Origin of the sequence: Methylosinus sp. H3A (assembly GCF_015709455.1) — a bacterium.
Taxonomy (GTDB): Bacteria; Pseudomonadota; Alphaproteobacteria; order Rhizobiales; family Beijerinckiaceae; genus Methylosinus.
The window spans coordinates 415,913-438,493 of the sequence record NZ_JADNQW010000005.1 but is presented as its reverse complement, the minus strand read 5'-3'; the positions used below and the strand labels follow the sequence as shown (position 1 = coordinate 438,493).

The 22,581-nt window shown below is 64.2% G+C and carries 27 protein-coding genes, 1 tRNA gene and 1 pseudogene; 17 read left to right on the top strand and 12 right to left on the bottom strand.

Annotated elements, in window-relative coordinates; all coding sequences use genetic code 11:
* The first annotated feature begins 2 nt into the window (after positions 1-2).
* From rsmD to IY145_RS05125, 5 genes are all read left to right on the top strand, one after another.
* Positions 3-557 (top strand): 16S rRNA (guanine(966)-N(2))-methyltransferase RsmD, encoded by a 555-nt coding sequence (rsmD, locus tag IY145_RS05145; protein ID WP_196407222.1) that lies wholly within the window; start codon positions 3-5, stop codon positions 555-557.
* A gap of 157 nt (positions 558-714) precedes the next feature.
* The gene (locus tag IY145_RS05140; protein ID WP_196407221.1) at positions 715-1,335 is read left to right on the top strand and encodes a TadE/TadG family type IV pilus assembly protein; all 621 of its coding nucleotides are present in this window, start codon (positions 715-717) and stop codon (positions 1,333-1,335) included.
* Complete coding sequence (locus IY145_RS05135; RefSeq protein WP_196407220.1) at positions 1,336-2,868, top strand: hypothetical protein; 1,533 nt, start codon at positions 1,336-1,338, stop codon at positions 2,866-2,868.
* A 167-nt stretch (positions 2,869-3,035) separates the two neighbouring features.
* The gene (locus tag IY145_RS05130) at positions 3,036-3,524 is read left to right on the top strand and encodes a TadE/TadG family type IV pilus assembly protein (RefSeq protein ID WP_196407219.1); all 489 of its coding nucleotides are present in this window, start codon (positions 3,036-3,038) and stop codon (positions 3,522-3,524) included.
* A complete protein-coding gene (locus IY145_RS05125) occupies positions 3,521-4,045 on the top strand; it encodes a TadE family protein (protein ID WP_196407218.1) in 525 nt (174 codons plus the stop codon). The genes IY145_RS05130 and IY145_RS05125 overlap by 4 nt, the downstream gene beginning before the upstream one ends.
* A gap of 4 nt (positions 4,046-4,049) precedes the next feature.
* Here the strand turns inward: IY145_RS05125 and IY145_RS05120 are convergent, their stop codons facing one another.
* From IY145_RS05120 to IY145_RS05100, 5 genes are all read right to left on the bottom strand, one after another.
* The gene (locus IY145_RS05120) at positions 4,050-4,664 is read right to left on the bottom strand and encodes a DUF1134 domain-containing protein (RefSeq protein ID WP_246721790.1); all 615 of its coding nucleotides are present in this window, start codon (positions 4,662-4,664) and stop codon (positions 4,050-4,052) included.
* A 118-nt stretch (positions 4,665-4,782) separates the two neighbouring features.
* Complete coding sequence (cysQ, locus tag IY145_RS05115) at positions 4,783-5,607, bottom strand: 3'(2'),5'-bisphosphate nucleotidase CysQ (protein ID WP_196407217.1); 825 nt, start codon at positions 5,605-5,607, stop codon at positions 4,783-4,785.
* 3 nt (positions 5,608-5,610) lie between these two features.
* The gene (locus IY145_RS05110) at positions 5,611-5,898 is read right to left on the bottom strand and encodes an acylphosphatase (RefSeq protein WP_196407216.1); all 288 of its coding nucleotides are present in this window, start codon (positions 5,896-5,898) and stop codon (positions 5,611-5,613) included.
* The gene (gene panC / locus IY145_RS05105) at positions 5,898-6,761 is read right to left on the bottom strand and encodes a pantoate--beta-alanine ligase (RefSeq protein WP_196407215.1); all 864 of its coding nucleotides are present in this window, start codon (positions 6,759-6,761) and stop codon (positions 5,898-5,900) included. The genes IY145_RS05110 and panC overlap by 1 nt, the downstream gene beginning before the upstream one ends.
* The gene (locus tag IY145_RS05100) at positions 6,758-7,207 is read right to left on the bottom strand and encodes a gamma-glutamylcyclotransferase family protein (protein WP_196407214.1); all 450 of its coding nucleotides are present in this window, start codon (positions 7,205-7,207) and stop codon (positions 6,758-6,760) included. The genes panC and IY145_RS05100 overlap by 4 nt, the downstream gene beginning before the upstream one ends.
* Before the next feature lie 472 nt (positions 7,208-7,679).
* Here IY145_RS05100 and IY145_RS05095 point away from each other — a divergent pair.
* From IY145_RS05095 to IY145_RS25620, 3 genes are all read left to right on the top strand, one after another.
* Positions 7,680-7,769, top strand: a tRNA-Ser gene (locus IY145_RS05095).
* Positions 7,770-8,113: 344 nt separating this feature from the next.
* The gene (locus tag IY145_RS05090; protein ID WP_196407213.1) at positions 8,114-8,320 is read left to right on the top strand and encodes a hypothetical protein; all 207 of its coding nucleotides are present in this window, start codon (positions 8,114-8,116) and stop codon (positions 8,318-8,320) included.
* A gap of 137 nt (positions 8,321-8,457) precedes the next feature.
* Complete coding sequence (locus IY145_RS25620; RefSeq protein ID WP_246721789.1) at positions 8,458-9,318, top strand: HEPN domain-containing protein; 861 nt, start codon at positions 8,458-8,460, stop codon at positions 9,316-9,318.
* 99 nt (positions 9,319-9,417) lie between these two features.
* Here IY145_RS25620 and IY145_RS25615 read toward each other — a convergent pair whose 3' ends face one another.
* Together IY145_RS25615 and IY145_RS05080 are read right to left on the bottom strand one after the other, a co-directional pair.
* Positions 9,418-9,615: an SOS response-associated peptidase family protein gene (locus tag IY145_RS25615; protein ID WP_246721786.1), complete on the bottom strand. Its 198-nt coding sequence runs from the start codon at positions 9,613-9,615 to the stop codon at positions 9,418-9,420.
* 219 nt (positions 9,616-9,834) lie between these two features.
* Positions 9,835-10,242 carry a hypothetical protein gene (locus IY145_RS05080; protein WP_196407212.1) on the bottom strand — a complete coding sequence of 136 codons (408 nt, stop codon included), beginning with the start codon at positions 10,240-10,242 and terminating at the stop codon, positions 9,835-9,837.
* Positions 10,243-10,599: 357 nt separating this feature from the next.
* Between IY145_RS05080 and IY145_RS05075 the strand changes: the two genes are divergently transcribed.
* Entirely contained in the window at positions 10,600-10,827 is a 228-nt protein-coding gene (locus tag IY145_RS05075; RefSeq protein WP_196407211.1) for a transcriptional regulator, read from the top strand.
* Positions 10,828-11,266: 439 nt separating this feature from the next.
* Positions 11,267-11,590, top strand: a complete 324-nt coding sequence (locus IY145_RS05070; protein WP_312030557.1) for a DUF1640 domain-containing protein — start codon at positions 11,267-11,269, stop codon at positions 11,588-11,590.
* 122 nt (positions 11,591-11,712) lie between these two features.
* Here IY145_RS05070 and IY145_RS05065 read toward each other — a convergent pair whose 3' ends face one another.
* Together IY145_RS05065 and IY145_RS05060 are read right to left on the bottom strand one after the other, a co-directional pair.
* The gene (locus IY145_RS05065) at positions 11,713-11,874 is read right to left on the bottom strand and encodes a hypothetical protein (RefSeq protein ID WP_196407210.1); all 162 of its coding nucleotides are present in this window, start codon (positions 11,872-11,874) and stop codon (positions 11,713-11,715) included.
* Between the two features lie 459 nt (positions 11,875-12,333).
* On the bottom strand, positions 12,334-12,657 hold the full coding sequence (locus tag IY145_RS05060) for a hypothetical protein (RefSeq protein WP_196407209.1): 324 nt from the start codon (positions 12,655-12,657) through the stop codon (positions 12,334-12,336).
* Positions 12,658-12,704: 47 nt separating this feature from the next.
* Between IY145_RS05060 and IY145_RS05055 the strand changes: the two are divergent.
* Positions 12,705-13,166, top strand: a pseudogene (locus IY145_RS05055) (IS3 family transposase); the annotation flags it as partial.
* Positions 13,167-13,229: 63 nt separating this feature from the next.
* On the opposite strand, the gene IY145_RS05050 reads toward IY145_RS05055, so the two are convergent.
* Both IY145_RS05050 and IY145_RS05045 read right to left on the bottom strand, forming a co-directional pair.
* Positions 13,230-13,544 carry an MT-A70 family methyltransferase gene (locus IY145_RS05050; protein WP_210332619.1) on the bottom strand — a complete coding sequence of 105 codons (315 nt, stop codon included), beginning with the start codon at positions 13,542-13,544 and terminating at the stop codon, positions 13,230-13,232.
* 301 nt (positions 13,545-13,845) lie between these two features.
* Entirely contained in the window at positions 13,846-14,862 is a 1,017-nt protein-coding gene (locus IY145_RS05045; protein WP_196407208.1) for a GlxA family transcriptional regulator, read from the bottom strand.
* A gap of 85 nt (positions 14,863-14,947) precedes the next feature.
* Between IY145_RS05045 and IY145_RS05040 the strand changes: the two genes are divergently transcribed.
* The 5 genes from IY145_RS05040 (at position 14,948) to IY145_RS05020 (ending at position 20,889) form a co-directional block, all read left to right on the top strand.
* Entirely contained in the window at positions 14,948-15,616 is a 669-nt protein-coding gene (locus IY145_RS05040) for a DJ-1/PfpI family protein (RefSeq protein ID WP_196407207.1), read from the top strand.
* A 129-nt stretch (positions 15,617-15,745) separates the two neighbouring features.
* The gene (locus tag IY145_RS05035; RefSeq protein ID WP_196407206.1) at positions 15,746-16,360 is read left to right on the top strand and encodes a 2OG-Fe(II) oxygenase; all 615 of its coding nucleotides are present in this window, start codon (positions 15,746-15,748) and stop codon (positions 16,358-16,360) included.
* A gap of 68 nt (positions 16,361-16,428) precedes the next feature.
* Positions 16,429-17,466 carry a hypothetical protein gene (locus IY145_RS05030; RefSeq protein ID WP_196407205.1) on the top strand — a complete coding sequence of 346 codons (1,038 nt, stop codon included), beginning with the start codon at positions 16,429-16,431 and terminating at the stop codon, positions 17,464-17,466.
* Positions 17,467-17,627: 161 nt separating this feature from the next.
* Positions 17,628-19,646, top strand: a complete 2,019-nt coding sequence (parE, locus tag IY145_RS05025; protein WP_196407204.1) for a DNA topoisomerase IV subunit B — start codon at positions 17,628-17,630, stop codon at positions 19,644-19,646.
* Positions 19,647-19,848: 202 nt separating this feature from the next.
* Entirely contained in the window at positions 19,849-20,889 is a 1,041-nt protein-coding gene (locus IY145_RS05020; protein WP_196407203.1) for a sensor histidine kinase, read from the top strand.
* 50 nt (positions 20,890-20,939) lie between these two features.
* Here the strand turns inward: IY145_RS05020 and dapE are convergent, their stop codons facing one another.
* A complete protein-coding gene (dapE, locus tag IY145_RS05015) occupies positions 20,940-22,097 on the bottom strand; it encodes a succinyl-diaminopimelate desuccinylase (protein WP_196407202.1) in 1,158 nt (385 codons plus the stop codon).
* Positions 22,098-22,227: 130 nt separating this feature from the next.
* On the opposite strand from dapE, the gene IY145_RS05010 reads away from it, so the two are divergent.
* Positions 22,228-22,482: a hypothetical protein gene (locus tag IY145_RS05010; protein WP_196407201.1), complete on the top strand. Its 255-nt coding sequence runs from the start codon at positions 22,228-22,230 to the stop codon at positions 22,480-22,482.
* Positions 22,483-22,581: the final 99 nt, after the last annotated feature.

Sequence of the window (22,581 nt, the reverse complement as noted above, 5' to 3'; positions counted from 1 at the left end):
TCATGCGTATCGTCGCCGGCGCCTTTCGCGGCCGCGCGCTGAAGGCGCCGCAATCGCAGGCGATCCGTCCCACTTCGGATCGCCTGCGCGAATCCATCTTCGATATTCTCGCCCATGCCTATGACGATCCGGTTCCGGGGGCGCGCGTCGTCGATCTCTTCGCCGGCACGGGCGCGCTCGGCCTCGAGGCCCTTTCGCGCGGCGCCGAGCGCATCCTCTTCGTCGACGAAGGCGCGGAGGCGCGCGCGCTGTTGCGCGCCAATGTCGAGGCGCTGGGCGCGGGCGGCGTGACGCGCGTCTTCCGCCGCGACGCGACCAAGCTCGGCCTTGCGCCGCCCGGCGAATTGTTCACGCTCGCTTTTCTCGATCCGCCCTATGGGCGCGATCTCGCCTCGCGCGCGCTGCGGGCTCTGATCGACGGCGGCTGGCTCGCCGAGGGCGCGATGGTCGTCGTCGAAGAAGCGGCGGAGGCGCCGCTCTCCCTGCCGGAGGGCGTCGTCGAAGAAGAGCGCCGCCGCTATGGCGACACGCAGATCGTTTTCGCGCGGCGTTCATAAAAAGCTCAGCTTCTTTCGAAAGAAGCGCGCCGAAGCAACGGCTCTGATTCAGCTTTCCTCAATGTTTCGGACGCTTCCTCGTCCTGCGGTGACCAGGGTGGCGTCGTGGGAGCGGATGGAGGCGAGGAGAGAGCGGAGCAGATTCGCTCGGGCGTTCATGCGTGACGACGCCGGCCAAGTGGCGATCCTGTTCGGCCTCATCGGCTTCGCGATATCGACCGGCGTCGCGGGTGGCGTCGACCTCATGCGTCTCTATCAGGCGCGGCAGAAATTATCCGAGACAGCGCTCATGGCCTGTCAATTCGCCTCGCGGCCGAGCGTCGTCTCCGTGGTGAGCGCGAGCGGCGTCGCCGCCTACAACACCAAGGTGAACGCCTATATCTCCAATTCGATCGGCGCGCAGAAGCTCGGCTTCGCGCTGACCAACACCGCGCCCTTCTCCTATTCGGGAAGCGGCGCGTCGGACGTCACCTTGTCGACCAATGTGAAGACCGCTTTCTCGAAGATATGGAATGTCGCTCAATTCAGAGTCTCGGCGACGTCGCATTGCTTCGACACGATCGCCACGATCGATCAGCCGCCATCCAGCACCGCCTCGACGACCGTCGTCAATGAGACATTCTCTGTGACGGGCTGCACGGGGAGCAGCGCCTGCGGCTATCTCTACGCCGCGCCGGGAACCAAGGTCGCGGTCGGCTCTTGGGGCTATACGCTCTCCTCCGCCACGACAGTGTCCTCCTCGACGGTCGGCTATACGGGCTCGAGCGGCGTCAAATGAGTGATCCTCGGCTATTGCCTCGAGGTCGACTCCAAGGTCTATTCCAATGCGGTGCCGGCGGGCTCGTACAACACCGCCGAGCTCGATTGCGACAATGGATCGGGCGGCGCCGGCAATTCGTCCATATCGACGATGCAATATCTCACCGGCGGCAATTACGAGCTGCGCTACTTCTACAATTCGCGCGTGAAATATCCCGACTATGATCCGACCTATGTCTGCGGATCGACGGCGAGCGACGTCTCTTGGGCGACCAATACGAATTCGACCTACATCAGCAATTCGTCGACGACGACATCGAGCAACAAATCGCGCAGCAATCAGATCAACGTCTATCTCGACTCCAATACGGGCGGAACGCCGCCCCTGCATCAGACCTTGGACGGAACGCAAAATCTAGGCGGCTCCAATCTCATCGACGTCTGCGTCTATTCGGGAAATTTCGAGTGGGTGGAGCGCAGCGTGCGTATCTATGTGAACACGCCCGGCAATTATTGGCTGAGCTTCGCGGCCGACGGCGCGAGCGATTCCTATGGCGGCGCGATCGCCTATGTGCGCCTTTGCACCGGCACTTGCTCCGGCTCCGTGCAGGACAATTATCCGTGGACGGCGTCGACGGTCTTGTTCGAGGATAAGTTCGACAGCCCGAGCTACAGCTATTCGACGAGTGGCTCCAGCGCCTATATCAACGCCTCCGGCAATATGACGAGCAGCACGGGCACGAGCGGCGCCTCGAGCGGCTGGCCAAATCTCGCCGCGAGCGGCTGGGGCGCCGCGCCGGTCAATCAGCTCGACTATGTGATGAAGTCGGCTATCGTCGGAACGCAGGCGATCGAGCTCGGCGGTTCGGGCGCGACGACGCGCCGGCTGATCAGTCGCGGCTTCCTGCTCGATCCGGGCTATTACAAGGTCGGCTATTACTATATTTCCGACGGGCAGTTCCCTTCGCTCTCCAGCGTGTATTGCGGCGCGACGCCTTCCGCGGCCAATGTCACGGCGCTTTCCGGAAGCGCGACGGCGACATCCCGCGCCACTGGCGCAACGGCGAGCGTCTCTCTGACGAGCAATGTCATCGGCGTCTTCATGTCGCATTCGCTGAAGGCGAGCGCCCCCATCGTCGGCGGCGCGCTCAGCTCGACGACGTCCTACACGAATCCAGATGGAACCACGACGACGGCGCCGACCGTCGCGCCCGACGGGATCAGCCTCACCGATTACGATTCGGCGCAGGCCAATCCGCTGCTCGATATTTGCGGCTATGCCGCGGCGTGGCAGACGCGGACCGTCAATGTCCTCGTCACCAAGCCCGGCTTCTATTGGCTGACATTTTCAGCGCTCGGAACGCCGACGGAAAAATTCGGCGGCGCGATCGACGATGTGAAGCTCACCGCGCTCGGCGGTCCTTCGATGAGCGGCGCGCCCTCGTCCTATGTCCGATTGCCGACGCCGAGCGTCGCCCCCGGATCGATCTCGACGTTTTCCGGATTCGAGATCGTGAGTGATCCGATCACTGTGCCGACCGCGACGCTATGACGCCGTTTCCGTGTGATCGCTTTGCGCGAAGTCTGGATGACCGCCCCGGCCGTCATTGCGAGCGAAGCGAAGCAATCCAGAGTCGCGGGGCGGTTCTGGATCGTTTCGTCGCTCTGCTCCTCGCAATGACGACTCTGCGGAATGCGCAGTATTCCCGTGGCGAGCGTATGAGACGGCGCTGGTGTCCCGACGCTCTGCGGAGCTTCCTCGGCGCGCGCGGGGGCGCGACGGCGGTGGAGTTCGCCTTTGTGGCGACGCCTTTCGTTTTTCTCGTGCTGTGGATCGCGCAGATCTCGATCTTCTATATCACCCAGACGTCGCTGGACGCAGGCGTCAACGGCGCCGCCGACTATCTGCGCTCGAGCTTCGCCAAGGCGACGCCGACCTATGTCGACGCCGCTGCATTGAAGGCCAAGATCGTCTCGTCCGGCGGTGGATTGGTCAAGAACAACGCCAATCTCCTCGTCGATCTGCAGCCCTTGTGGCGGCTCAAATCGAGCGCGGTGGCGATCACCGACGAGACGACGCCCGACTATGGCGCTGCCGGCGATCCGCTGGTCTTGCGCGCGCAGGCGCCGGCGATCGTCTTCGCGCCGGGATTCGGCCCGCTCTCCAATGTGCGCTCGAGCGCCATCGTCAGACGGAAGAGCAAATGAGCGGGCGAGGCGCGCGACGTCTGGATCGGCGCGGCTCGGCGGCGGTCGAATTCGCGCTGCTGACGCCAGTGATCATTCTGATGATCGCCGGCGTCGCGGAATTCGGCCGGATCTATGTCGTCTTCAGCGCAGTCAATAAAATCGCCGCGCAATATGCGATTTCCTGGGCCGATTGCTCGGATTCGCCGGCCGGAACATGCTCGACGGAAATGTCGCTCTATACGCCGTCCTATGCGCTCGGCAATATCGCGCCGCAGATCAAGGCGTCCGGCCTCACGCTGCAGATGTTTCAGGTCACCATGGGCGCGACGTCGCCGACGGTGGTCTACGCCTATCCGACCGGCTCCAGCCTCTCGACCGCGCAGACCAATCTCATCAAGGCGACCTTCTCCAACGGGCAGTCGGCCGTGCTGGTGACGGCGACCTACGCGCATTCGCTGGCGTTTTTCCCCAAATCCACGACCGCGCTGCTCGGCGGCCTGCTGACGCCGAGCTATAGCGCCGTGCAACTGAAGTCGTGACGCGTCAGAAGGGGTTCCACGTCGCTTCGGGCGTGAATTTCAGATAGCCGAGATTGAGGCCCAATCGCGCGCCGAGACCGGCGCGGATCGGCGCGATGACGACGCCGTCCGCCGTCAGCTCGGTGAAGCCCAATCCGCCGACGAGATAGGCCGAGCCGGCGACGCCGCCGAAGCGCGTGTAGATGGCGTCGACCGCGGGCAGATTATAGATGAGCATCATGGTGCGGTCGCCATTGGCGCCGGCGTCGAAGCCGAGCGAGGGCCCCTGCCAATAGACGCGCCGCTGGCCGGCGTTGCGCGTATACATGACCCCTTCGCCATAGCGCAGGCCGCCGACAAAGGCGCCCGAGCCCTCCTGGCCGAGCACATAGGCGTTGGGCCGGCCCCAGCGGCGCGCCAATTGCTCGACGCCCTGCGCGAGATCGCGCGCGATGGCTCCGAAGAAGCGATGGCCGCTGCGCACCACTTCGTCGCCGGACATCGGCTCTAGTCTTTGCTCCGGCCCGCCATAGGCGGCGCGCGCCGGCGCGAGCGGCGACAGCGCGGCCGCCGTGGCGAGAGCGAGCATCTCTCTGCGGGACGCGAGTGTCTGCCTCTGGATCGGATGAGCGGCGCGCATGACGATAGTCTCCGTTGCGGCGGATGCGAATCAGTCCGCTGAAGTTTCGCTGCGATCGTGTCGCGCCTGTGGCGCCTGCGCGGCGCCTCTTCGCAGAAGAGAGAATCTCGCCGCGTCCTTAATAAAGTCTTGCGGCGGCGGCGTCGCCGAAAGCGATGAAGGGTCCGTTGCGATAGGCCTCGTCCGCCTTGCCATAGACGAGCGGGCGGCCCGAAGGGTCGACGACGCCGCCTCCCGCCGCGCGCAGCACCGCGTCGCCGGCCGCAGTGTCCCATTCCATCGTCGGGCCGAAGCGCGGATAGAGATCGGCGACGCCCTCCGCCAGACGGCAGAATTTGATCGAGGAGCCGACGTCGTGCGTGGCGGCGACGCGATGCGTCTCCAGAAAGGCCTTCGTCGCCGCGTCGAGATGCGAGCGGCTGACCAGCGCCGTCGGCCCCTCGGCAGGAAGCGCACGTACGCGCAAGGGGCGCCAGGCTTCGCGCGGCGGCGCCGGCTGGCCGGGCTCCGCATCGGCGGCGAAGGCGCGCGCGCCGGCGAACCATAATTGCCCCAGAGCCGGAGCGTAGACCGCGCCGGCGTGCGGCGCGCCCGCGACGATGAGGCCGATATTGATGGTGAACTCGCCGCTGCGCGCCAGAAACTCGCGCGTGCCGTCGAGCGGATCGACGAGCAGGAAGGTCTCGGCGCGGGCGAAATCGGCGCCCGCGGCGGCGGCCTCCTCCGCGACGATGGGGACGCCCGGCAGCAGCTCGGCGAGAAGCGGGGTGAGAAAGGCTTCGATCTTCTCATCCGCCTCGCAGACCGGGCTCGCATCTTTTTTCGCGCGCGCGTCGATGGCAGGGGAGGCGAGAACCGCCATGGCGATCGCGCCGGCGCGCGTCGTCAGATCGGCGAAGGCTGCCGCGAGCGCATCGAAATCCTCGTCGCTCCGCAGAGCCATGGGTCAGAACTCCACATCGCCGCGCCGCTCGACGAGCGCGGCCTCGCTCGCCTCCTCGCGGCGAAGATCGTCGACGCGCGCGAAGGCGGGCCCGCGCCGCGCCGCTTCGACCAGCGCATCGAGCGCGTCGCGAGGGCCGGCGGCGACGATCTCCACCGCGCCATCGTCGCAATTGCGCGCCCAGCCGGCGAGCGCGAGGGTCGCCGCCGCCCGCGCGACAAAAGCGCGAAAGCCGACGCCTTGCACGCGTCCGCGCACGATGATGCGGAAAACGAGGCGTTCTTCGCTCATCACAGAGTCTCGACGGCGACATTGTCGATGAGCCGCGTCGCGCCGAGCTTTGCTGCGACCAGCAGGCGGATCGGCCCGTCCTGGCGGCGAGCGACGCGCGCCAGCGTCTCGGCGTGGCGCGCCTCGAGATAATCGATGACGAAGCCTTTCGCCGCGATTTGCTCGCGCGCTTGCGCCATCACATGGCCGATCGGCTCGCCCTCGGCGATGAGCCGCGCCGCGTCCGTCAATGCGCGGTGCAGTGCGGGGGCGATGCGGCGCTCCTCCTTCGAGAGATAGATGTTGCGCGAGGACATTGCGAGGCCGTCGTCCTCGCGCAGCGTGGGCGCGCCGACGATCTCCGCGCGCAAATCGAGATCGCGCGCGAGGCGGCGGATGACCAGCAATTGCTGATAATCCTTCTCGCCGAAAACGGCGACGTCGCAATCCGCCTGGTTCAAGAGCTTGGCGACGACGAGCGCGACGCCGGCAAAATGCGTCGGCCGGAAATGATCCTCGAGATCGGCGATCGCCGGCCCGCCCACGGCGACGGAGGTGGCGAAGCCCGGCGGATAGATTTCCTCCACTGCGGGCGCATAGCAGAGATCGGCGTCGACGCGGGCGAGCGTCTCGACATCGGCGGCGAGCGTGCGCGGATAGCGCTCGAAATCCTCGCCGGCGGAAAATTGCGTGGGATTGACGAAGACCGAGACCATCACGCGGCGGGCGCGCCGCCGCGCCTCCTCGACCAGCGAGAGATGGCCCGCGTGCAGCGCGCCCATGGTGGGGACGAAGCCGACGCGCTCGCCGCGCGCGCGCCATTGCGCGACGCGCTCGCGCAGCTCGGCGAGCGTGTGGACGGTCGGAACGGGGAAGGCGCTCATCTTCGGCTCATCCTCTGCTGCGCGGAGGGCGCGAGGCTCTCCAGAAAGGCGATATAGGCGGCAGGCAGGCCGAGCGCCTGCGCCGAGGCGACGATGTTCTCGACATAGCCAGGCGCCGGGGCGCCCTCGCGCGCCGCCGTCCCGAGATAGACGAGCGCCCGCGCCGAGCCCACGGGCGCGCGCAGCACCGGCTGCACCACCTTGCGGTAGAGCCCGCGGCCGACCTCCTCGTAACGGTCGAGCGCCGGAACATCCGCCATGGCGAGGTCGTAGAGCAGGCCATGGACCTGCGCGCGCGCATCCGGGACGACGGTGGCGAAGCCGGTCTCCTGAATGGCGAAGCGATAGCGTGCGAGCCGGCCGAGGCCGAGCGGCCGCGATTTGGGGCAGCGCGCGGCCATTGCGGAGACGTCCAAATTGGCGCCATAGGCGAAATAGAGCGGCATGAGGTTTTCCCGAGATGCAGGCGGACTTTAGCGCATCGGGCCGCGGCGAGCGAGGCGCCGGGGCAGGGCGGTCGCTGGGGCAGGGCGGGGCCGCGAATTGGTGTATCGTGTCGTCGCAGGCGCCGCTCGGCCGCCCCCGCAAAAGAAAGAGCCCGGCCTTCGCCGGGCTCCAGATTGAGAGCGGACCCTGGGAATCAACCGTTCTCGAGGCTATTCTCAGCGTTGAATGCAGTTTTAGAAATGCGTCGAATCGACGCGACGGCTCGAGGGAGGGAGAGGATGGAGGAGTTCGAAGGCGGTTTTCTTCGCAATGCGATCATCGGTCTCGTCCTCGCTCTGACGGCTTCGATCGTCTATGTCTGGTTCCGCTAGGCCGCCCGCGGCCCCGAGCGGCGCGCCAACCGGTTGACGCGCGGCGAGAGAGAAGCGATAGGCTGAGCCGCGCGCGGGGCCGGTCTGGCTCCTCGGGTTCGGAAGGGTGGCCGAGTGGTTTAAGGCAGCGGTCTTGAAAACCGCCGTGGGGGAAACTTCACCGTGGGTTCGAATCCCACCCCTTCCGCCAGATCAACGACTTATGTCAATTTTGGCGTCCGCATATGGCGCAATGGGCGCGAACGGAAGCGGTTCGCATCGGCACGAGAGTCGGCACATTTCAATCGCGTTTTGTTCGACGTATTTTCGTCGCTTGCCTCTCGCGAATCCATCCGACTCACTCAAATGGCACGGAACCTCCGTCCTGTGGCTCGTCGGTTCAGTCGAGGTCGCCGAGGACGATAGGGTTCTCGCAGAGTCCGGGCGTGGTTCTCGGCAGGATCGAATTTCTTCCGTGCCGCCGTTATGCTGCATGGGGCTAATCGGCACCGAAGAGCGCCTTCTTGCAGTGCGGTTTTTGCGGTATTTGAAAACATGAACGACGAAGCTCTTATCGAAGAACTTGAGCGGCTGCGCGAACACGCAGGACGGTTCTATTCATACAATGATGCTAGGCAAGCGGTAGCCAACGTCAGTCCGGATCTGCCTAAACAAGTCCACCAAGAAATCACCGGTGCGATAGCCGTAGCTCTTGCGAAACATCCTGTGTTCGGTCAAGGCGCAATGTTTTCTTCGGAATAAAGCAGCTGAATCTCCATCCGATGCATGTAAAAAATGGACTTTTTGCAATGATGTTGGAGTACAGTGCTTCAACTGCGGTTACGTGGCTTCATAGGCTATTCAAAATCGACGATACTAGGCTCCACGCGGTTGCAGTAATGCACGGCCTGAACGTACAGCGGCCGATAAGCCTTTCCAACCAAATTCGTCTTTTCCCTCTTGCCGCCGCCCCGGATTCACCAAACATCCGAGCGCTTTCTCGAAATTCTTTTGAGCTTGTAGACATCGCCTGGATCATGCCGCCGACGATTGCGGTTTACGATCTGGGCACAGTCCAGGGCTCGATTGACCCGGACTACCGGTTAGGGCTTGAGACCGCCGCCAATTTCGCGCTCTTGGACGCAGCGCGCGCTTTCACGCTCACCAATGATGGTGCAGCTGTAGTGGGCATTTCATGGACAGATTTTGTCGATCCGGAATTAATGCGCGCTGAGATCGGTCGGATGTGGATGCCGTCCCAATTCGATGGAGCGTTGAAAGATGGATTACCTCTGAACGTCGACGAAGAGGCGCTCGCCTGGGCGGAACGCTATCTCGATATGGATGAATCGTTCCGAAGGTCTTTGGACGTCGCAATCGATCGTCTCAATCTGGCTCGGAGACGACGATCTCCGGGCGACAGGGCCATCGATTGTGGCATTTGTCTTGAGGCGTTATTGGGGGATGACGACCCAAAGGAACTTACCCATAAACTCCGAGTGCGTGCCGCTCTCCTACTTGGCTCGACCCTCGAAGAACGCCGCGATATCCGGCGAGAAGTCGGTAAGCTTTACGATCTCCGTAGTAAAGTGGTCCATGGAATTGCGCGGAAGCCGGAGCAAATATTGACCGATGAGCAATGCGCTTCTCGTGGACTTGAGATTTGCAAGCAAGCCGTGCGCGCGATCGTGATTCGCAACGCTCGACCAGACTTCAAGACTTGGGAGTTAACCGGCGGCCGCGACAGCGACATCGGTTGATGGGAGCTAAGCGCGATATAAGGCTCAGTGAGCGCAGGATCGTCGTCGCCGAGTCCAGAGCGACCCACCCGGGACGAGACGGTCCGCTCCCGTAGCGCGTCATTCCCAGGTGCCGAAAGCAGCGCGCCTGGAGCCGGACGGAACCGGCTCAAGTAGCACGGGCATGCGATCATGAAACCGGATCATCCATTCGTTTGCTGCGCCTACGATGATCGTCGGGAAGAGGGTGGTCTCCTCGGTCTCGGGATCGCGCCAGCTTTCCCACAGCCCTGCGAAGGCCAGCGGCACGCCAGTCATGCGGCACTTCGCGCGGGTCGCAGACCTCCAACTGTGTCAGCCCATAGGGCGAGCCGATCCTCGGCGTCGCGCCGCGGCTGAAGATCACGACGCCCTTGAAGGCTTCCGCCTCCCACACGCCGATTACGATCAGCCGGCCGGCCGGCGCCGTGCGCGAATAGTGCCAATGCCGACAGGCATAGGTCGCGGCGTCGTAGCCGGCCCAGTCGAGACGCAGCGTCATGACGGCTGGAACCGATGCCCGCAGTTCGGACAGGCGACCGCCTTCTTTTCGTCGAGCGGCTTCACCGCGTCGAAGCTCACCGTCTCGAACTGCGGTGGCTCGCCTGGCAGTTTGACCGGATCGAAGCCGGCGAGCTTGAGATCGAAGCCGACGGCGCCGAGCTCGCGCAGCTCGAAATCGAGTGCGCCGGGATTCCAGCGGCTTTCCTCGCCCGTCCGATTGTCGGCGAGGCGATAGGCGCGCGCCTGCTCCGGCGTCAGGTTCGCCACGACATGGACCGGCACATGCGTGAGACCCAGCCGCTTCGCCGCGAGCAGGCGCGACGTCTTGGCTCTCTTCCACTCAACCGCCAGCGCCTTGGCGAGCCACTGGCGGTAGGAGCCGCCGACCGTCGCACGCGCCATTTCGCCGTGAAGTGAGCTGCGCGCATGATGGCGGCGCGATCGAAGGCGGCGGACATGGCGGCTCAGCCCCGGCGAATGGCGGCGACGACGCGCGCCGTCTCGACCGTGAGGAAGGGGAGGGCCACGAGGGCGAAAGGGGCGAGGAGGAGCAATTCCGCCTGAATTTTCCAGTCCATATGACTTCTCCGCAATGACAAGCCGGGGCCGTTCGCCGAAGCGCATGGCTTCGGCGGCGGGTTGCGTTAATGACCCTGTTCGGGTATACCTATTTATGTATCTTATAGACCTTAAAGTGTCAACCTGAAAATGTCATACGCAATAAACATCACCCCTTCGCAGCTCCGCGGAGCCCGAGCGATGCTGAGCTTGTCGCAAGCGGATTTGGCCCAATCCGCTGGCGTTTCGGTCGAGACGCTCAAGCGGCTGGAAGGCATTCGAGCCGGCATTTCCGTTGGCCAAGGCGTGAGCGCCGATGCCTTGGCGAAGGTCCGCTCTGCTCTCGAAGCGGCGGGCGTGGAATTCATCGCCGAGAATGGCGGCGGAGCAGGTGTCAGGCTACGGAAGCCCGGCCCACAAGCGCGATGATCGCGGTCGAGGATTTTTGAATGCAGAGAATGACGAGTAGCGCCCCTATGAGCCACACCGGCCGCGGATCGGCCAGATGAGCCGCCAGCCAGCTCGGTTCACGCAAGCCGATGTGGCGCGCGCTATTCGGGCCGCAGAAAATCAGCACGCTCGAACCGGCACGCTCTGGCGCGTCCGGGGGGAACGAGACGGAGATATCGTCATAAAGCCCTTCGAGCGATCGGCGTCGAACTCACGGGTTCCGCCAGAGGTCGATGATGATGAACCCGACGCCATACTGTGAAGCAAGGCACGCCATCCGCTCCGCCCTCGAAGCGGCCGGCGTAGAGTTCATTCCCGAGAACGGCGGGGGCGCAGGAGTGCGGCTGAGGAAGAGCGCTGCGCTGGACGCGAGAGCGCAGCCGGGCCATATTGCAAGCGCGCCCAAGGAGGAAGAGCCGTGACCGCCGTCGCTTTCGACACGCTGAAATTTGCCCGGCGGCTCGAGGCCGGCGGCTTCACGCCAGATCAGGCGAGCGCCGCCGCCGAGGCCTTTGCCGACGCCACGGGCCAGGAGCTGGCGACGAAAGCGGACCTCGAGAGCAAAGTCGCCGCCCTTCGCTCGGATATCCGCGAACTCGAATTGCGCATGACGATCAAGCTCGGCGGCCTCATCGTCGTTGCGACCGGCATTCTTCTCGCAGCGTTCTTTTGCTTGCCAGACTTTGGACTGGCGCTCAGCTCTTCGCCTTCGTCCTCCTTCCGGTCAGCTGACGCCTCGTAGCTTGATAACTCGTCATCGCGATTGATGCCATGGCGATCGCCAGTTCAATCGGCCATCCGCCTCGAACACCAGGCACACGTGCTCGGCTTCGACCCGAGCTAACTGGATACTCCGAAGTTCTCCTAACTATGCGCGATGCCCTGCCTCGCGTCGTCTCGCTGCCATTTACGCATTTCGCGCCGATCCTTGAGACGTCGAGGAAAAAGCAGCGCGCGGCGCGATGCACAAAAGCCGGGGACGCCGATGAAGATCATTCGCGCGGTCGCGCTGTTGGCGATCGTCATTGCTCTCTTCGGATGCAAATCTACCGAAGAAATAGCTATGGAAAAAGAAACCGTAGAATCGGAAAAGCGGGCGCAAGACGAGATAATAAGAAGATATGTGGAGGGGGTTCGCGATAGGATAGTCGCAGAATATCGATACACTTGTATATATGAACTTAAATTTCAGAATATCTAAAGTAATTTCAAAACATTATATAATAATGTATAGATTGAAAGCAGATAAATTCAGACTATAGTCGGATTAGCGCGAACGTCAGAATTTACAGAATGTAATAAACTCATTGCAGCAGAATCAATTATCGCATGGTTCGATACGTTGCTCGACCTATTACGGATCAACTAATTGTAGCTGGTGATGGCGTCTTTTTGGTTCCACACATCCGCAAAAGCTGTTCCGAGCGCGAACAGCTTTTCCGCACCCTCGAAAAAGGGCTTTTCGGTCTTCATCATCGGCCGTCGTCACGCCAGCGCTGAGCCAGGGTCCGCCTGGGACAACATGAGAATTTTCCGGATCTCGGGATTGGAGTTGATCGCGTCCCTCAGAAATTTCGCCGCGTCGGGATAGCTCGCCTTGAAGCCGCTCGGATCGGCCAAATAGCGCCGCACGCCGTCGGCGAATTGCTCTCTCCCCGAATAAAAATATCTGTAGCTGTCGAGCGATTGCCCCGAGAGCCAAGCGGTGCCGAAAGCGATCAGCGCCGCGCCGGCCGGAGTTCGGACCGCCGCCGAGGCGAATTCGAGCGAGGCGCGGGCGGCGGGGAGGACGAGAGCGAGAAACGGCACGCCTCTGCGAGGGGCCGAGGGTGGAACTCCCTCGGCCTACTCACCCCTATGTCTCCACCTGGCAAGGCTTCGTCTATGTGGCTTTCGTCATCGACGCCTTCGCTCGGCGGATCGTCGGCTGGCGCTCCTCGCGCACGGCGCATGCGGGCTTCGTGCTCGATGCGCTCGAGCAGGCGTTGCACGATCGCCGGCCGGTCCACGGCGGCGGCCTCGTGCATCACAGTGATCGCGGCGTTCAATATGTCTCGATCAAATACACGGAGCGCCTCGCCGAGGCCGGCGTCGAGCCCTCCGTCGGCAGCGTCGGCGACAGCTACGACAATGCGCTCGCCGAGATGGTCAATGGACTCTACAAGGCCGAGGTGATCTGGCGCCGCGGGTCGTGGCGGAGCTTCGAGGCCGTCGAATTCGCCACACTCGAATGGGTCGACTGGTTCAACAATCGGAGACTGCTGGAGCCGATCGGCGACATGCCGCCGGCCGAAGCCGAAGCGCGCTATTACGCGTAAATCGAGGAGCCAGCCATCGCGGCGTGACTCAAACGAAATGGCCTCCGGCGATCCCGGCGCGGTTCAGACGCCGTCCTTCCGCACTTTATGCCAAACGACATTCGCCTTGTAGGTAAAGCCCCACGCCCTCATCACTTCGAGGCCTTCTGGTAGCAGAGCATTCGGAACCCATAGGTAGAGATGCGCAGTTGGAGCAACGACATCCTGAACAGGGAGCGCGCTAATTTCCGCGAGACTCATCGTCCCGTATCGGCTCAGCCTTTTGTGTTCGGGCGCGACTTTGCCGGTTTTGTTCTGAAAGCGCCATGGCGGGTCGGCCAGAACGGTCGAAAATTTCCGCTTTCCGACTATGTTCCTCAGGTCTTGCCCGGCACTCATAGGGTGACTCCACTGATTCCTGCGCCGCAGTCTCTCACATCCATCGATGCCGCGCATAGAGACTGGACCAGAGACTCCCAGGTTCCTTCAGGTGGGGCGTCCCTTTGAGCGTAGGAGCCGCTGGAACCGGGCGCGTAGCGTCGCCTATTCGTCGAAATTCGCGAAGCGCGGATCGGAAAGGGGAGGGAGCCCGGGTGACGGTCCCTCGGATCGGCATAAAAACACCTTTTCTCGTCAATGGCCTGCGTAAAAGATCGAAGGGCCGACGGTGTGTTTTTGAATTCATCGCAGGGATTTTGGTTCAGGAGGAACTTTCGATTTTCCGCCGTCGACAAAAAGGCGCGTTCGCGATGAGCGCGTCCCCTTCATGCCGCCGCGCCCCCCCGCGCCGGAACGCCTGCGGCGGCTGGCCATAGACGCGCAGAAACGCCCGCCGCATCCGTTCCGGATCGCAAAAGCCGCTTTCGCGCGCGATGCTCTCGATCGAGCCGCCGTTCGCTTCCAGCTCGCTTTTCGCTTTGTCGAGGCGCAGGCGTTCGATCGCCTTGGCCGGCGTGACGCCGGTCGCGCGCAAAAAAGCGCGCGCGAAATTGCGCGGGCTCATCGCGACCTCTCCGGCGAGATCCTCCACCGCCAGACGCTCCTGCAGCCGCTCGCTCGCCCAGCGCAGCAGCGTCGCGAATTTGTCCTGCCGGCTCTCCAATTCCAGCAAGGCCGAGAATTGCGACTGGCCGCCCGGCCGTCGATGATAGACGACGAGCTGCCGCGCGACAGCGCGCGCGACATCCTCGCCGAGATCGTCGCAGATCATCGCCAAAGCGAGATCGATGCCCGCCGTTATGCCGGCCGAGCTCCAGATCGGCCCGTCGCGCACGAAGATCAAATCCGGCTCCAGCCGAACCTTGGGAAATCGTCGCTGAAAGTCGCGACTGCGGCTCCAATGCGTCGTCGCTCTGCGGTCGTCGAGAAGGCCCGCCGCCGCGAGCACATAGGCGCCGGAGCACACGCTCGCCGTGCGGCGCGCGCGGGCCGCCGTTCTCTGCACGAAAGCGAGAGTCGCCGCATCCGTGGCGGCGACGCGCGCGCCAAGGCCGCCGGCGATGAGCAGCGTGTCGCAGCGTCGCGCCGCGGCAAAGCTGGCGGCGGCGATGGCGACGCCGGAAGACGAGCGCACGAGGCCCGGCGCGGCGGCGATCGTCCTCGTCGCATAGGCGCCGGGCGCGATGCGCGCGGCGATCTCGAAAGCGGCGATCGGCCCGGCGGCGTCCAGGATCTGGAAGTCGTCGAAGATCAGAAAGGCGATAACGCGCGGCGCCATGGCTTTGTCTGAAAATGCGGGAAAACTGTCATTTCAGACAGAGCCTAGCGGCGCCATATTGTTTTCGTCAACTCGGGAGGCTCACATGTCCGATCGGCCCTTTCACATCGTGTTCGCGATTTTTCCGCGCCTCACGCAGCTCGATTTCACCGGCCCCTTCGAGGTGCTGTCGCGATTGCCGGGCGCCGAGGTCGTCGTCGCGTCTCGCGAGGGCGGCGCTGTGACCTCCGACACCGGATTGGAATTCGGCTCGACGCGCGCGCTGGCGACAGTGGAGCGTTGCGATCTCCTCTGCGTTCCCGGCGGCCCCGGCGTCGAGGCGGCTTCCGTCGATCGCGAATTTCTCGCCGAGATCGCCCGGCTCGCGCAGGGCGCGCGCTATGTGACCTCGGTCTGCAATGGCTCGCTTCTTCTGGGCGCCGCGGGGCTGTTGCAGGGCAAGCGCGCGGCCTGCCATTGGGCCTGGCGCGATCTTCTGCCATTGTTCGGCGCCGTGCCGGATGCGTCGCGCGTCGCGCGCGACGGACGTGTGATCACCGGCGGCGGCGTGACGGCCGGAATTGATTTCGCATTGACGGTCGCGGCCGATATTGCCGGCGAGCGCGTCGCGCGCGCGATCCAATTGTCGATCGAATATGCGCCGACGCCGCCTTTCGACTCCGGCCGGCCGGAGACGGCGGGAGCGGAACTCGTCGATTTCGTCGCGCCGCGCTTTGCCGAGCGAAAGGCGAGATTTGCGGCGATGCATGGCTGAGGGCGGCGTCTTCCCCGAGGCTCGAGTTTGTGCTCTATCGGCGCCCTCGCGTATCGATCTCGTCGCGAAGCGATGCGCGGGCCGATGATCGCGCCACAATGGACCCTCGCCACAATGGACCCTCGCCCAATGGCTCCCGCGCCGGTTCCGCATCTCTCGATCGACGGCTTCCTCGGCGAGGCGCGCGTCCGCGAGCTCATGGACTGGGCGCTCGCCCATGAAGGCGAGTTTCACGACTCGGGTTTCTATACGAGCAAGGAGGGCGCGCGCGTCGACAAATCGGTGCGCGACTGCAAGCATCTGCTCGAGCTCGGTCCGCTGCGCGCGGCCTTTTCCGAATCCGTCGATGCGATCGTCGAGCGTCTGACGCGCGAATTGGCGACCGGGCCGCTCGACGAGGCCAAAAAAGAAATCCAGATGGTCTGGAATGGCGACGGCGGCTTCTTCAAGCGCCACGCCGATGCGCCGCGACGGCCGGACGGGCATGGCAGTGTGAGAATTCTCACGCTCGTCTATTATTTTCATGCGTCGCCGAAGCGGTTCGAAGGCGGCGAGCTGCGCGTCCATGCGCCGCCGCCCGGCGCTGGGTTTGTGGATATTGCGCCGCTCTGCGACCGGCTCGTCGCTTTCCCATCCTTCCTTGCTCACGAGGTCTTGCCGACGCGCTGTGCGACAGCGCACTTCGTCGATGGTCGCTTTTCGATCAATTGCTGGCTCAGGCGGCCGCGTGCGCGAGCGGAGTGATCGCTCGCGATCCGGCGTTTTCACATTGCCGCATTGTCGTCGGGGGCGATTTCTCGAGGGAGCATTGGATGCCGATCGATTGGGAGAAGGTAAAGAGCCGGAATATTCGCAATGCATTTTCCGCCGCTTTGGGCGACGACAAGCGGTTGTCGCATCTCGAGGTCGTGAATGTGCTTCGCGCCGCTCTCGCCGACGGCTACCTCTCCGACGAGGAGGTTTCGGATATGGCCGAGGTGGCCAGAAACTCCGCGTCGATATCACCGCAGTCGCAGCATTTGCTGCTGGTGTTGAAATATCTGGCCTCCGCGCTGAGCAGCTATGGGCCGATCATCTTTTCCACCCTTCGTCAGAAATATGCGGCGGAAATGATCTGCTCCTTCCTCGAGCGATCGGGGCGACCCTATTTTCCGAATTTGGATCGCAACGTCGTCGGCGTCGATCTGCTGATGAGGGTGGCCAATCCGAACATCATCAACCAAAGCAGCGCCGGCATCTGCGGGCCGGTGGCGTTTCTCTACAGTCTCGCCTTCGACTCGCCGGCGACTTACGCGAAATTCGCGATCGATCTGTATGAAAAGGGCAAAGCCAAGATCGGCGGACTCGAAATCGAGCCGGGGCCCGATTGTCGCAAATATGCTCCGACGCCGCCGATGAGCCAGGGGGATTGGCTGACGGGCGGGAGCCTCCGCGATTCGGAGCGGCTTATCTTCGATTATGATTCCGTCGAGGCGCGCGGCAGCACGACTTTCGGCGAAATGGCCGACTGGTTCCAGAGGGCGGGATACGCCGACGTCGACTTCGAGGACAATCTGGTCCTCAGTCGCGGCGCGGGCGACATCGGCGTCGTGAACAAATATTTTCGTGACGGCTATCGCGTGGTGCTGCGCATCAACTCACGTCTTCTGGTCGATCCCACCGACAAATCATACAGAGGCAACCACATCGTCGTCCTTCGCTCGCCGATCGATCTCAGCGGCAAGACCGTCCGTCTCTCGGTCTACACCTGGGGGCAGGTGGGACGGACGATTCCCGAGGATGGCGGTCGAATGCCGCTCGGCGATTTTCTGGAACATTGGTACGGGTATCTCGTCGCCAAGCCCTTCTGAGCGGGGGCAAGCCCTTCTGAGCAGGGGCGGCGCGACGGGCGCGGCCGGATTGCGGAGAAAGTGGGCCAAATCCGGGGCTCGGCCGTGGCGACGGCGCCTCCTGCTGGCCTCAGCGGCATCGCCACTCGCGTTCGCCCCCCCGAATCGCTAAAATCCCCCGCATGGCCAAATCCGACGATCTCTTCGGCGGCGCGCAGCGCAAGCCCGCCGCCGCCGCTCCCGTCCCGCGGGCGCCCAAGGCGCCGGCGGAATATGACGCCGCCTCCATCGAGGTGCTGGAGGGGCTCGAGCCCGTCCGGCGGCGGCCGAGCATGTATATCGGCGGCAAGGATGAAGCCGCCATGCACCACCTCTTCGCGGAGGTGCTGGACAACGCCATGGACGAGGCCGTCGCCGGCCACGCCAGCTTCATCGAGGTCACGCTCGAGCCTGGCGGCTGGCTCACCGTGGTCGACAATGGCCGCGGCATTCCCGTCGGCCCGCATCCGAAATTCCCCAAGAAGTCGGCGCTCGAAGTGGTCATGACCGTGCTGCACGCCGGCGGCAAATTCGATTCGGGCGCCTATCAGACCTCCGGCGGCCTGCATGGCGTCGGCGTCTCCGTCGTCAATGCGCTGTCCGAGCGCGTCGAGGTGGAGGTGGCGACCGGCCAGCAGCTCTATCGACAGATTTTTTCGCGCGGGATCCCGCAAGGCAAGCTCGAGCAATTGGGCCGCATCGCCAATCGCCGCGGCACCAAGGTGCGCTTCAAGCCGGATGCGGAGATTTTCGGCCCCGCGACGCATTGGCGGCCGGCGCGGCTGTTCCGCATGTCGCGCTCCAAGGCCTATCTCTTCGGCGGCGTCGAAATCCGCTGGCATTGCGCGCCGGAGCTGATCGAGCCCGGCTCCGACGTGCCGGCCGAGGCCGTGCTGCGTTTTCCGGGGGGGCTGCGCGACTATCTCGCCCGTGAGACCGAGGGCAAGGAGCTGGTCGCCGATCAGCCCTTCGTCGGCAAGGTGGAGCGCGAGGGCGGCCATGGCTCGCTCGAATGGGCGATCGCCTGGTTCGCCAATGAGGACGGCTTCTCCCATTCCTATTGCAACACCATTCCGACGCCGGATGGCGGCACGCATGAGGCGGGCTTCCGCCTCGCTCTGCTGCGCGGGCTGAAGGATCACGGCGAGCGCATCGGCCAGGCCAAGCGCGCCGCGCTTTTGACGGCCGAGGATCTGATGGGTCAATCGGCGGCGATGATCTCAGTGTTCATTCGCGAGCCGGAATTTCAGGGCCAGAACAAAACGCGGCTGATGAATGTCGAGGCTTCGCGCCTCGTCGAAGGCGCGGTGCGCGACGCCTTCGATCATTGGCTCGCCGGCGCGCCCTCGCAGGCGATCAAGCTGCTCGATTTCGCGGTGGAGCGCGCCGAGGAGCGCCTGCGCCGCCGCGCCGAGAAGGAGCAGGCGCGCAAATCGCCGACGCGCAAATTGCGCCTGCCCGGCAAGCTCGCCGATTGCACCAACACCTCGTCGCAGGGCTCGGAGATTTTCATCGTCGAGGGCGATTCGGCCGGCGGCTCCGCCAAGGCGGCGCGCGACCGCGCCAGCCAGGCCGTGCTGCCTCTGCGCGGCAAAATATTGAACGTCGCCTCGGCCGGCAGAGAAAAGCTCGCGGCGAATCAGCAGCTCGCCGATCTTGTGCAGGCGCTCGGCTGCGGCGTCGGCGCGCATTATCGCGACGAGGAGCTGCGTTACGACAAGATCATCGTGATGACCGACGCCGATGTCGACGGCGCGCATATCGCGTCGCTGCTCATCACTTTCTTCTTCCGGCAAATGCCCAAGCTCATCGATGGCGGCCATCTCTATCTCGCCGTTCCGCCGCTCTACAAGCTGACGCAAGGTGCCAAGACCGTCTATGCGCGCGACGATGCGCATCGCGACGAGCTCGTCAAAAAAGTGCTGAACGGCAAGGGCAAGATCGAGACGAGCCGCTTCAAGGGCCTCGGCGAGATGATGCCGGCGCAGCTCAAGGAAACCACGATGGACGCCAAGAAGCGCACGCTGCTCAAGGTCGTGATCGCCGGCGAGGAGCGCGAGGAGACGGCCGATTGCGTCGAGCGGCTGATGGGCGCAAAGCCCGAGGCGCGTTTCGCCTTCATTCAGGAGCGCGCCGCTTTCGCCATGGAATTGGATGTGTGACGGCCGGAACCGCGACGCCCGTCGACGCGTTTTCTTCGTGCTATCGTCATTGCGAGGCGCGAAGCGACGCAGCGATCCGGAGGCCTCACGGCGCTGGATCGCTTTGCTTCGCGCGTAATGACGGATGGCGCTCGCCCGCCGACGCAGCTTCGGTTATTCTTTCCGCCACTCGAAGCGGGCGGCGGGCGTCGAGAGGTCGATCTTGACGGACATCGACAGCATGAGCGAGGCGTCCGCGCCGGAACGGCGCGACCATCGCGACGAGACTCTGGCGCTCGAGCGCATGCGTATGGCGCTCGACGCGAGCCTCACCGGAATCTGGGATTGGGATCTCGTCACCGGCGAGGTGCATCTCGACGCGCGCGTGCGCGCGCTATGGGCGCTGCCGGACGACGCTCCCGGCAGCTCCGAGATTTTCCGCAATGCGCTGCATCCGGACGACAAGGCGCGCACGCGCGAGGCCGTGCAGGCGGCGCTCGATCCTGGACAGCTCGGCGATTACGAGGCTGAATATCGCATCGTCGGCCAGACCGATGGCGTGGAGCGCTGGATTGCCGTGCGTGGCCGCACCTTCTTCGAAGCGGGACGCGCGGCGCGCATCATCGGCACGGCGCGCGACATCACCGACCGCAAGCGGCGCGAGGATCATGTCCATGTGCTGCTGCGCGAGCTCGTGCATCGCTCCAAGAATCTGCTCGCCGTCGTGCAGGCCATGGCGCGGCAGACGGCCGCGGGCGCGCCGTCGCTCGCGGATTTCCAGCGCAAATTCGCCGCGCGGCTGCAGGCGCTCTCCATGGCGCATGATCTGCTCGTGTCGCAGGATTGGCGCGGCGCCTCCATGGCCGAGCTCGCGCGTGCGCAATTGTCCTATTGCCTCGACGCCGGTTGCGTCGAGGAGCAGACGCGCGCCGGCGGCGCCGATCTGATGCTGAAGCCGGAGGCCGCGCAGAACATCGGCCTCGCTCTGCACGAGCTCGCCGTGAACGCTCTGACGCATGGCTCGCTGTCGCAGCCGGATGGGCGCATCGAGCTGCATTGGCGTGTCGATGACGAGCGTTTTCTCGTCGAATGGCGCGAGTTCGGCGGTCCGGCCGTCGCAGAATCGCCCAGCGAGGGCTTCGGCCATAAGGTGATCAAGCGCCTCGTCGCGCAGGCGCTCGGCGGCGAGGCGACGATCGGCTTTCCGCCCGATGGATTCGAATGGACGCTGGCGGTGCCGGCCGAGCAGGCGCTGGCGGGGTGAAGGCGCGCTTCCCTTCTCCCGCGCGCGGGAGAAGGGAAGCGCGGGCCCGCTCAGCGCGCGAAATACGTCTCGATGATGCGCTTGTAGATCGCCGTCAGCCCGTCGACATCCTCGAGCCGCGCATGCTCGTCCACCGCATGGATCGACTCGTTGATGAGGCCGAACTCCAGCACCGGACAATCGCGCGTGATGAAGCGCGCGTCGGAGGTTCCGCCGCTCGTCGAAAGGCCGGGGCGGCGTCCCGTCATCTCCTCGATCGCGCCGGCGACCAGCGCGCTGAAATCGCCCGGCGCGGTGAGGAAGGGCAGCGAATTGCAGGGCAGGAACTCCACCTCCACTTTGGCGCCGGCGGCGGCCGCTTCGACGACGCGGCGGATTTCCGCCTGCAGCGTCTCCAGCGTCCACACATTGTTGAAGCGTATGTTGAAGCGCGCGCGCGCTTCGCCCGGAATCACATTCGCCGCCTGATTGCCGATGTCGATCGAGGTCACTTCGAGATTGGAGCGGTCGAAATGCTCCGTCCCATCGTCGAAGACATGCGTCGACAGCGCCGTCACGATGCGCGCGACGACGGGCGTGGGATTTTCTGCGCGATGCGGATGGGCGGAATGGCCTTGCTTGCCACGCACCACCAGCCGCCCGTTGAGCGAGCCGCGCCGGCCGATCTTGATCGTGTCGCCGAGCTCTTTGACATTGGTCGGCTCGCCGACGATGCAATGGTCGAAGACCTCGCCATGGGCCTTGGCCCAATCGAGCATTTTCACCGTGCCATTGACGGCGGGGCCTTCCTCGTCGCCGGTGATGAGGAAGGAGATGGCGCCCTGCGGGACGCCATGCTGCTTCACATAGTCGATCGCCGCGGCGGCGAAGGCGGCGATGCCGCCTTTCATATCGGAGGCGCCGCGGCCGAAAATCTTGCCGTCGGCGATCTCGCCGGAGAAGGGATCGAAGCGCCAGCGCTCAGGGGCGCCGCTCGGCACGACATCGGTGTGGCCGGCGAAGACGAGATGCGGGCGCCCCTCGCCGATCTTGGCGAAGAGATTGTCGATATCGGGTGTGCCGTCCTCCGTGAAGACGAGCCGATGCGTCGTGAAGCCGGCCTCCTTCAAGCGCTGCTCGAGAACGCCGAGCGCGCCGGCGTCGGCCGGGGTGACGGAGGGACAGCGAAGGAGATCGCGGGTGATGGAAAGGGCGGGGGAAAGGGTCATGAGGGGAAGTTAAGGAAATGCCGAACGCTCCGCAACACGCGTGTCTCACTACGGACGCTCCAGGACCGGCTCTGGCCCAAAAACTGCTTCCTCGCGGCTACGGAGACCAATGTCCGAAAGGGAACAGGAAATGTCCGAGGCGACCGCGAGCCCCAACGGCTACTTCATCGATTGGGACGGCAAGATGCGGCCCATCGACCAGCCCGGCAAAGGGCTGCGCTGCGAGGTGGATTTGAAGGCCAAATATGTGATGGTCTTCAATAAATATGGCGGTCTCGACCATGAATCGACCTGGTACGCCGATGAGGCGGCCGTCGCCAAGGCGGGTCTCAAGGTCGTTCACGCCGATCTCAGCGCGGCGATCAAGATTTCCTCGATCGACTAGAGCTTTTCCAGCCGAAGTGGACGCCGGTTCGGCGTGGGAAATGCGGGGGACTTTCCGCGGGGGCGGGAAGGGGGCACGGGGCGCCTGTGGCTGCGGGCG